Consider the following 10,417-nt stretch of genomic DNA (forward strand, 5'->3'; position numbering starts at 1 on the left):
GTCCTAGGCCTCTAGACGATGGGGACGTCTCAATCAAGGAGCGCGCATTCTATGTACGTTCTTCGAAAGCGTCAATACCTGTAAAGCAAAAATTTTGTCCTATACTGTGAAAACAGCCCTACTCCCAGGAAACGTCCAATGGACAGTACAACGATGATCGCGGTCGCTATCGTCACCGGCATTATTGCCATCGCTGTGGTGACGATAAAAAGATGGATGGATCAATACCGACTGGAACAAATGCGCAAATCGGTTGAACACATTGATTCCATCAACTTGACCAGCAATGTGGGCAACAGCTTGCGCCCCTGGCTGTCGATCGAAGCTCTGCGCGCACTGGCCGAGCTGACAGACTTCCACGCTCAGCAAGTGAATACAAAGTTCATCAGTATGCCGCAACGTACCTCAAAAGCTCTGGATCAAGCTGAAGAGTGGCGAAATAACGCCGCTCCGCCCTCCCCATCACCGCTTCCCACGCAACCGAAACAAGCGAAAGAACTGCGCGATTCACTAATGGACTATCTTGAATTGATTAAAAGTGGTCATAAAGAACACGTGATTCCTACAGAATCGGCACGTGAGCGTATCAGGGAGGCGACCGTCCTTAATGCCCGCATCTGTGCCAATACTTACCAGGCCCGGGCGAAACAGTCGTTGGAGCAGAATGCACCTAATCAGGCGCTGCATTTCTTAAAGCGTGCTGAGAAGACCATTCGCAACATCAAAGATCTTCCTCAAGACCTGATGACAGAGCTGGACGCTCTGGTTGAGGCCATTGACGAACTCGAACAGCATCGCGCCAACTCAGGGCCGTCCCGACTGGCGGAAGGGGCCGATGAGCTGGCGGAGGCAGAAGAATCCTGGAAGAAGAAAACGTTCGATTAATCCATGCGCTCAGCCTTCCAGCGCTTTCAGGATATCCGCTTTCAAAGACTCAGGGGTTGTGGTCGGGGCATAACGATCAATGACCTTACCATCACGCCCAATCAGGAACTTGGTAAAGTTCCACTTAATACCTTTCGTCCCCATCACGCCTGGCGCTGCGGACTTCAGCTCGTCATAGATAGGCGCAGCATCACTGCCGTTCACATCAATCTTGCTGAACATCGGAAAACTAACACCGTAGTTTTTCTGACAGAACGCACCAATATCATCCGCGCTGCCGGGTTCCTGCTTACCAAACTGATTGCATGGAAAGCCGAGAATTACCAATCCTTTGTCTTTCAGGTCCTGGTATAAAGTCTCAAGACCATCATATTGCGGCGTAAAACCGCACTTACTCGCAGTGTTCACGATAAGTACAACCTTGCCTTCATATTCACTGAGGTCCTGATCTTTGCCGTTTAACAAGGGCATGGTGTAGTCAAGAACAGACATCGGATACTCCCATCCATTAATTTTAAAGCGGTTAAAGTAATCATACCGCCATGCGGCCACAAGTGCCGATTGAGCCCAAAGCCGTGTGCAATTCGCACAAATACCTTTAACTTTTTTCGTCTTTAGACTCAAAGGTCAAAGCAGCGGAGTTTATGCAATAACGCAATCCCGTTGGTGCCGGGCCATCGGTAAATACGTGGCCGAGGTGCGCATCACAGTGTTTGCAGACCACTTCAGTTCTCACCATAAAGTGACTGGTATCGCTGCGCTCTTCTATGTTGTTTTCATCAGCGGGAAGGCTGAAGCTCGGCCAGCCACACCCCGAATCGAACTTATCGCCCGACAGGAAAAGAGGTTCACCACAACACACGCATTTATAGGTACCCTCTTCCGAGAAATCGTAATACTGACCAGTAAACGGACGTTCCGTTCCTGCTTCACGCGTTACCCGGTATGACTCAGCACTCAGCTGCTGGCGCCATTCGTCTTCACTCTTGTTAATTTTTTTCATTCTTCCAACCACTTTCCGATAGAGCATCGTAAGAGTATGATTAATCACTTAAATTCAGTTCCGATACAGGCGGCAAAGTTCCATGGAAATCCTCAAGTCCAACAAACTGGCAAACGTGTTCTACGACATACGCGGACCAGTGCTGGATGCCGCCAAGCGTATGGAAGAAGAAGGCCATCGAATTCTGAAGCTGAACATCGGCAACCCGAAACCGTTCGGGCTGGATGCGCCTGAGGAAATTATCCAGGACGTCATCTACAACTTGCCAGATTCTGAGGGTTATTGCGACTCCAAAGGGCTTTTCTCGGCGCGAAAAGCCATCATGCAGTACACCCAGCAGAAAAAGATTCCTAATGTCGGGCTCGAAGACATCATCATAGGTAATGGCGTCAGTGAACTGATCGTCATGTGCATGCAGGGCCTGCTGAACAATGGCGACGAGGTTCTGGTGCCTGCACCCGACTACCCACTCTGGACGGGCGCGGTCAGCCTGGCAGGCGGCAAAGCCGTTCATTACCTCTGCGATGAACAATCCGACTGGTACCCAGACCTCGACGATATTCGCAATAAGGTAACCGACCGCACCCGCGCAATGGTGATTATTAACCCGAATAACCCGACGGGGGCTGTCTACCCGGATGAAATTCTGGAAGGCATGCTGCAGATCGCTCGCGAAAACAACCTGATTGTTTTCTCGGATGAGATCTACGACAAAATTCTGTTTGATGGTGTCACCCACACCTCGACGGCATCGCTGGCCGATGACCTGTTAATTATTACCTTCAATGGCTTATCTAAAAACTACCGTCTGGCGGGCTTCCGCTCTGGCTGGATGATAATCAGCGGCGCCAAGCACAAAGCGCGGGATTACATTCAGGGCCTGGAAATGCTGGCCACCATGAGACTGTGCGCCAACGTGCCATCCATGCATGCCATCCAGACAGCACTCGGCGGTTACCAGAGTATTTTTGATCTGGTCAACGGTGACGGGCGCATTGTTCAGCAGCGGGATATCGCCTACGAAATGCTGAACGACATCCCCGGTGTCAGCTGTGTGAAGCCTAAAGGTGCCCTGTACTGCTTCCCGAAAGTAGACGTCAAAAAGTTCAATATACGCAACGACGAACGCATGGTGCTGGACCTGCTTGAACAACAGAAAATCCTGTTGGTACACGGTACAGCCTTTAACTGGCCAGACCCGGATCACTTCCGCGTTGTCTTCCTGCCAAGACCAGAAGATCTGACCGCAGCGATGCAGCGCATGAAACAATTCTTCGAAACCTATCAGCAGCTCTGATCCGACCAAAGGCCCGCACGCCAATGCTCGACGTTCATATTGATGATTTCTTTCGTGATGTTGCTGTCACCCTGCTCACAGGGTTACAGCAATTTCCGGCCCCAAGAACCCTCTTTGTAGAAGACGTGTGCGGGCCGGATGAGATGGACGAGTTCGGCCTTCACTCACCCCGCCACTTAGCAGCGCTGGGCGCAATTCAGTGGCTTCGCGACGAGGAATACGTCCGCTTCGGAATCGTTGACCGGCAGGAATCAGTCGATGATTTCGTACTGAGCAGCAAAGCATTCACCCGACTGCTGCGTCAGCCTGACGAAAGCGACGAACCATTGTTCCGCCGCCTTCATTCTGCCGTACAAGAAAGTGATTCTGAGTTAATAAGAAGACTGCTTCGCGAAGAATTTCTCGAAGCATGATTCAGCCGGCCTGGCCTGCGTAGCGATCAAATCGGCCGTTACCGTGAGCGGACATCAAAGCCCGCAGCTTCCAACGCATCCTGCAGATCATGCGCGCGCGCTGGCACACCCACCTTAAGATTAATGGTATCCCTGCGTAGCGGGTATTCTTTGCGCATTCGGTCAAATGATTCGCGCAGATTCTTACTGTGACGAATCACCGAGCGCATCACGCCGTCGTCGACACGTATTTCATAAGACGCACGAATCGCAGTGCGCAATGCCTGATGCACAGGCACTTCTGGTGAGAAATCCACCTTGCGGATACCCGGCTCAGGTAAGAACTGCCCAAGCTTCAGGCGCACAGGTAAACCAAAGAATTCGCACGCTGCCTGGTACACCAATTCGGTGCCGCGCATTTTTCCATCCAGAGAGTACCCGGCGATATGAGGTGTCGCCAGTGCGCAGAAATCCAATAATTCGCGATTCAGCTCCGGTTCGCCTTCCCAGACATCAAGTACCGCAACAAAATCCGGATTCTCATGCAGGTGCTTCAGCAAGGCATCGTTATCGACCACCGCCCCGCGACACGCATTGATAAGACAGGCATCCGTCATCATCTGCTGCAACTGGGCTTCGCCGATAAGATGCCAGGTCGGATGATCACCGCCCTTCTCCATCGGGGTATGCAGGCTGACCACATCGCAGGCGAGCACTTTATCGAGCGTCGTCAGCTCGCCGACGTCCTCTTCTTCTTTGAACGGGTCACAGGCGAGTACCGTCAGACCCATTTGCTCAAGACGCTGACGCAGAAGCAGGCCGACGTTACCGACACCAACAATGCCGACACTCAGATCACGAAAATCAATCCCGCGACTATCCACGACAACACTCAACGCGCTAAGCACGTAATCAACGACGGCCTGGGCGTTGCACCCCGGCGCACTGGCGAAGCCAATACCCGATTCGCTCAGGTAATCAAGATCAATATGATCAGTGCCGATCGTCGCCGTACCGACAAACTTGACCTTGCTGCCGCTAAGAAGTGCTTCATTCACCTGCGTCACCGAACGCACCAGCAGAAGATCGGCATCGGCGACATCGGCCGCCGTCATGGTTCTACCCGGAACCCGGATGATGTCTCCAAAGTCTCCGAAGAACTGATCAATTAAAGGGATATTTTCGTCGGCTACGATCCGCACTGGTGATAATCCTGATCTGACAAGAGAACGTCATTGTGGCAACTGACTGCCACAATGACAACGACTAGCAAGAGTTCAGCGTCATCGACTAACGGCAGCCACCGATACCGGCACTCCGTTCAGCGCTGCATTTCCGGTCAGTCCATCGAGGCGCGCATCATCGGTGAGCACGTTGGTATTCACCCCGCCGGCCTCTCGTGCGGTCTCCAGACGCACACCGTCGACGTTGTGGCCCCAACCATGCGGCAAGCTCACCACGCCGGGCATCACTTCCTCAGTAATCTCAGCTTCGGTCACCAGCTTTCCGACCCGTGAACTGATTTCCACAGTCCCGCCTTCGGCAATACCGAAACGCTCCGCATCCTCAGGATGAATCATCAGGCGATCACGTCTCGGCCCTTTAATCAGGCGGCGGCTGTTATGTAGCCAGCTATTGTTGCTGCGCACATGACGGCGTCCAATCAGCACAAGATCCTCGACGTTCTTGGCCAACAACTGTGGACGCACCCTCTCGAGTTCCTCCAGATACAGATCAGGCGCAAGATGTAGCTTTCTATCCCGGGTAAACAATCGTTCCGGCATGCATGGTCGCAACGGCCCAAGATCCATACCTGACGATGCGGCTTTCAGCTGTTTCAATGTCAGTTTATAGGGGCCGCGTTTGAGCATCGCATTCAGAATGCCTGACGGCTTCATCCAGCCCATGATGCCCAGTACGAGACGGCCCTGGAGACGGGTTTTCAGGCTACCACGGCCCATTCGCTTCAACAGACCGTGAATAATCTGCCAGTCTTCCTTCGCACCTTTGTCCGGTGGGAATAAAGCTGGCGCGTATTTCGCGACGTTACGGACGGCGAAACTGTTAAAGATCAGATCGTAATGGTCACGCTCCAGCGGTCCGCAAGGCGGCAAAATCACGTGTGCATGGCGGGTCGTCTCATTGAGGTAATAATCAATCGACACCATAAACTCCAACGAATCCAGCGCCGTCACCAACTGAGTACTGTTGGGCGTCGAGACAACCGGATTCCCCGCCATCGTGACTAACGCCTTCACCTGCCCTTCGCCGGACGTCAGAATCTCTTCGGCAAGCACAGATACCGGTAGCTCTCCCCCAAATTCAGGCAGACCACGAACGCGGCTCTGGTAGCGGTTGAAATTTCCGCGACTGCCGCGTGCAGCCAGAATAGCTGGCAGGTCCACCGCAGGATGAGACAGCATCAAGCCGCCTTCCCGGTCGAAATTACCACTAACGATGTTCAACACCATGATCAGCCACTGACACAGTCCGCCATACTGCTGAACTGATACCCCCATACGGCCATAACAGCTGGCCGACTCCGCGCTCAGCCAGTCACCCGCCAGCTGGCGGATAGCTTCGGCACTGATACCCGTTCGGTCTGCAGCGTGTTCAGGCGTCATACCCGCACAAATAGCGCTAAGATCAGCGGGAGTAACGTAGTCCGGCAATGCCGGTAACTGAGCAGACAGTTCATGCACCCAGACGTGGAGCACAGCCAGCAGCAGCTGAATATCCTGACCAGGACGGATAAACCAGTGCTCATCAGCAACTCTGGCAGTTTCAGTTGCCCGCGGATCAATCACCAGAACACGACCTCCGCGCGCCTGAATCCCTTTGATCCGACCACGGAAATCCGGCACAGTCATCATGCTGCCATTAGATGCCAGAGGGTTGCCGCCGATGATGATCAGAAAATCCGTACGGTCAATATCAGCAACAGGCTGCAGCAACTGATGCCCCAGCATCTGCAGGCTCGCCATGTGATGCGGCAGCTGATCCACAGACGTTGCCGAGAACTTGTTCTTTGAGCCAATCGCCTTAAGCAGCATCGGACCGAATAGCAGATTGCCGTAATTGTGAACATTGGGATTGCCGAGATACGATGCCACCGCATCGCGACCGTGCTGATCGCGGATACGCATCAGCTCGCTGGCGGTATAATCCAGAGCCTCATTCCAGCTAACTTCATGCCACTCATCGCCCCTGCGGATCATCGGCAGGCGCAGACGGTCAGGGTCTTCATGAAGGTCTTGCAGCGCCGTGGCTTTGGGGCAGATGTAACCCTTACTGAACGGGTCATCCTTATCGCCTTTAATCGAAAGAATCTGGCCATCTTCATGCCTGACTTCAATGCCACAGGTCGCCTCACACAGGCTGCAGGTGCGTTTATGCGTCTGAATAGTCATTACTTTTTTCCTGGCTGCTGATCGCCGGATGAGACCGGGCTTATTGTTCTGATTGACTATACGCGTTGCTTACCGGTCCGGAGCAGGCCAATTGTGCCAAAGTGCAGGACGACAGAATTCAGAATCCACCAGGCCGGACGCCACAGGAAACTGTCGACGATCTGATAAATTGAAAAAATATTAGAGACCTCCATCATAAATACTATGAATAACGCATATCAGGGGTACAAATACGTCTGAGCCTAAAATTCCGGTATACTCCGGCGCTACTACAAGTAGGTGATGCAGATACTTGGTGACTTTTGGCACTAAGTAGTACTGCTCACCGGACATAACTGCATGGATGCGGGCTTGCGATCACCTTAGGACGCAAGCCAGCTAAAGTGCAATGAAGTTGCAATCAAGGCTTTGAGAGAGGGTCGCAAATGAGTCTGTATTCAGAATACCTGAAAGAAATTGAGGTTCGTAAGAACGAGCTGGGGTTGAACCCTAAGCCGATCGACGGCGCTGAACTGCTGTCTGAAATCATCGAACAGATCAAAGACGTAAACAATGAGCACCGTAAAGACTCGTTGAACTTCTTCATCTACAACACCCTCCCTGGTACGACGCCTGCGGCCGGTGTCAAAGCAGAGTTCCTGAAAGAAATCATTCTGGGTCAGGCTTCTGTAGAAGAAATCAACCAGGACTTCGCGTTCGAGCTGCTGTCTCACATGAAAGGCGGCCCATCTATTAAAGTACTGCTCGACCTGGCTCTGGGCGACGACGCTGACATCGCAAAAGCGGCTGCGGCGGTTCTGAAAACTCAGGTATTCCTGTACGAAGCCGATACCGAGCGCTTGGAAGCCGCCTACAAAGCAGGCAACGCCATCGCCAAAGAACTGCTGGAAAGCTACAGCAAAGCAGAATTCTTTACCGAACTGCCAGACATCGACGAAGAAATCAAAGTTATCACCTACATTGCTGCTGTTGGTGACATCTCGACTGACCTGCTGTCTCCGGGCAACCAGTCTCACTCACGTGCTGACCGTGAACTGCACGGCAAGTGCATGATCTCTCCTGAAGCTCAGGAAGAAATCACTCAGATGAAAGAAGCTAACCCAGACAAGCAAGTTATGCTGATCGCCGAAAAAGGCACCATGGGTGTGGGTTCATCACGTATGTCTGGTGTGAACAACGTGGCACTTTGGGCTGGTAAGCCTTCAAGCCCGTACGTTCCATTCATCAACATCGCTCCAGTTGTTGCTGGTACCAATGGTATCGCACCTATCTTCCTGACGACTGTCGGCGTAACCGGCGGTATTGGTCTGGACCTGAAAAACTGGGTACAGAAGAAAGACGCAGACGGCAACGTTGTTCGCGACGCGAACGGCGATGCAGTACTGGAAGAAAAGTACTCTGTTAAGACCGGTACCGTTCTGACCATCAACACCAAGACCAAAAAGCTGCTCGACAGCGATGGCAATGTGCTGTCTGACGTATCCGACGCTTTCACTCCACAGAAAGTCGAGTTCATGAAAGCGGGCGGTTCTTACGCGGTTACCTTCGGTAAGCAGCTGCAGACCTTCGCTGCAGAGACTCTGGGTGTTGAAGCACCGGCTGTTTACGCGTCTTCAAAAGAAATCTCTCACGAAGGCCAGGGCCTGACTGCTGTTGAGAAGATCTTTAACCGCAACGCCGTTGGTGTGAACTCTGCGACGCCACTGCACGCGGGTTCTGACGTTCGCGTTAAAGTGAACATCGTAGGTTCTCAGGATACTACTGGCCCTATGACCACTCAGGAACTGGAAGCCATGGCTGCTTCTACCATCTCTCCAAGCGTTGATGGTGCGTTCCAGTCTGGCTGTCACACTGCCTCTGTATGGGATAGCAAAGCGAAGGCCAACACGCCTAAGCTGATGGCGTTCATGAACGCGTTCGGCGTGATCACTGCACGTGATCCTAAGGGTGTTTACCCGGCAATGACCGACGTAATCCACAAAGTACTGAACGACATTACGGTTGACGATCGCGCGATCATCATCGGTGGTGACTCTCACACTCGTATGTCTAAAGGTGTCGCGTTCGGTGCTGACTCCGGTACGGTTGCAGTAGCACTGGCGACTGGTGAAGCAGCAATGCCTATCCCAGAGTCTGTGAAAGTTACCTTCAAAGGCAACATGAAGCCGCACATGGACTTCCGTGACATCGTACACGCTACTCAGGCGCAAATGCTGAAGCAGTTCAGCGGCGAAAACGTCTTCCAGGGCCGTGTGATCGAAGTACAGATCGGTACCCTGCTGGCTGACCAGGCCTTCACCTTCACCGACTGGACTGCAGAAATGAAAGCAAAAGCTTCTATCTGTATTTCTACCGATGACACCCTGATCAAGTCTCTGGAACTGGCTAAGTCACGTATCCAGATCATGATCAACAAAGGCATGGAAAACGAAGCAGGCATGCTGCAAGGCCTGATCGAACTGGCTGACAAGCGTATCGCTGGCATCAAGTCTGGTGAAGAGCCTGCTCTGGCTCCAGACGACAACGCTAAGTACTACGCTGAAGTGGTTGTTGACCTCGACGCAATCGACGAGCCAATGATTGCTGACCCAGACGTAAACAACGAAGACGTTTCTAAGCGTTACACCCACGACGTGATCCGTCCGGCGTCTTACTACGATGGCCGTAAAGTTGACCTGGGCTTCGTTGGTTCTTGTATGGTTCACAAAGGTGACATGCAGATCATCGCTGCGATGCTGCGTAACCTGGAGAAGAACGGCCCTATCACGTTCAAGGCTCCACTGGTTGTTGCACCACCAACGTACAACATTGTTGACGAGCTGAAAGCCGAAGGCGACTGGGACATCCTGTCTAAGTACGCTGGCTTCACCTTCGACGATGCAAACCCGAAAGAAGCTGCACGCACCAAGTACGAAAACATCCTGTACCTGGAGCGCCCTGGATGTAACCTGTGTATGGGTAACCAGGAAAAAGCAGAACCAGGTGACACCGTACTGGCGACTTCTACCCGTCTGTTCCAAGGCCGTGTTGTAGAAGACAGCGCTGAGAAGAAAGGTGAATCTCTGCTGGGCTCTACCCCAATGGTTGTTCTGGGTACCATCCTGGGTCGCTTCCCGACTCTGGAAGAGTACAAAGCAGCGGTTGAAGGTATCAACCTGACTTCTTTCGCTCCACCATCGAAAGACCTGGCTCGCCCAGCGATCCCTCTGAAAGCTGTTTAATTAACAGTTTTTGAGGCGATTAGCCCACTGCCCTGACCTTTTGGTTGAGGCAGAGGGCTAGAAAAGAAAAACCGGCACTCGTGAGAGGCGCCGGTTTTTTTGTGTCTGGAATAGTTTGGCTTTACCAATATTCGGCATGAAGGCTACCCTGCAAGCATTGCGTGACGGCAAAAGCCTCAGCCATGGGTAGTGTTCAGAATTCTGTGTCA

At 52.6% G+C, this 10,417-nt stretch carries 8 protein-coding genes; 4 read left to right on the forward strand and 4 right to left on the reverse strand.

Features of this window, described 5'->3' with window-relative positions; translation table 11 throughout:
- Positions 1-138 precede the first annotated feature (138 nt).
- Positions 139-885 carry a hypothetical protein gene (locus B2R29_RS10215; protein WP_301180973.1) on the forward strand — a complete coding sequence of 249 codons (747 nt, stop codon included), beginning with the start codon at positions 139-141 and terminating at the stop codon, positions 883-885.
- Positions 886-894: 9 nt separating this feature from the next.
- Here the strand turns inward: B2R29_RS10215 and B2R29_RS10220 are convergent, their stop codons facing one another.
- On the reverse strand, positions 895-1,377 hold the full coding sequence (locus B2R29_RS10220; protein WP_301180974.1) for a glutathione peroxidase: 483 nt from the start codon (positions 1,375-1,377) through the stop codon (positions 895-897).
- A gap of 106 nt (positions 1,378-1,483) precedes the next feature.
- Complete coding sequence (msrB, locus tag B2R29_RS10225) at positions 1,484-1,888, reverse strand: peptide-methionine (R)-S-oxide reductase MsrB (RefSeq protein WP_301180975.1); 405 nt, start codon at positions 1,886-1,888, stop codon at positions 1,484-1,486.
- An 82-nt stretch (positions 1,889-1,970) separates the two neighbouring features.
- On the opposite strand from msrB, the gene B2R29_RS10230 reads away from it, so the two are divergent.
- Together B2R29_RS10230 and B2R29_RS10235 are read left to right on the forward strand one after the other, a co-directional pair.
- Entirely contained in the window at positions 1,971-3,185 is a 1,215-nt protein-coding gene (locus B2R29_RS10230) for a pyridoxal phosphate-dependent aminotransferase (protein ID WP_301180976.1), read from the forward strand.
- A 23-nt stretch (positions 3,186-3,208) separates the two neighbouring features.
- Complete coding sequence (locus B2R29_RS10235) at positions 3,209-3,598, forward strand: hypothetical protein (protein ID WP_301180977.1); 390 nt, start codon at positions 3,209-3,211, stop codon at positions 3,596-3,598.
- A 38-nt stretch (positions 3,599-3,636) separates the two neighbouring features.
- Here the strand turns inward: B2R29_RS10235 and pdxB are convergent, their stop codons facing one another.
- The gene (gene pdxB, locus B2R29_RS10240) at positions 3,637-4,779 is read right to left on the reverse strand and encodes a 4-phosphoerythronate dehydrogenase PdxB (RefSeq protein ID WP_301180978.1); all 1,143 of its coding nucleotides are present in this window, start codon (positions 4,777-4,779) and stop codon (positions 3,637-3,639) included.
- A gap of 81 nt (positions 4,780-4,860) precedes the next feature.
- Entirely contained in the window at positions 4,861-6,987 is a 2,127-nt protein-coding gene (locus B2R29_RS10245; RefSeq protein ID WP_301180979.1) for a molybdopterin oxidoreductase family protein, read from the reverse strand.
- 425 nt (positions 6,988-7,412) lie between these two features.
- Here B2R29_RS10245 and B2R29_RS10250 point away from each other — a divergent pair, with 425 nt between their 5' ends.
- Positions 7,413-10,208 (forward strand): bifunctional aconitate hydratase 2/2-methylisocitrate dehydratase, encoded by a 2,796-nt coding sequence (locus tag B2R29_RS10250; protein ID WP_301180980.1) that lies wholly within the window; start codon positions 7,413-7,415, stop codon positions 10,206-10,208.
- Positions 10,209-10,417: the final 209 nt, after the last annotated feature.

Source organism: Thalassolituus sp. UBA3500, from assembly GCF_002377545.1.
In the GTDB taxonomy this organism is placed as follows: Bacteria; Pseudomonadota; Gammaproteobacteria; order Pseudomonadales; family Oceanobacteraceae; genus Thalassolituus.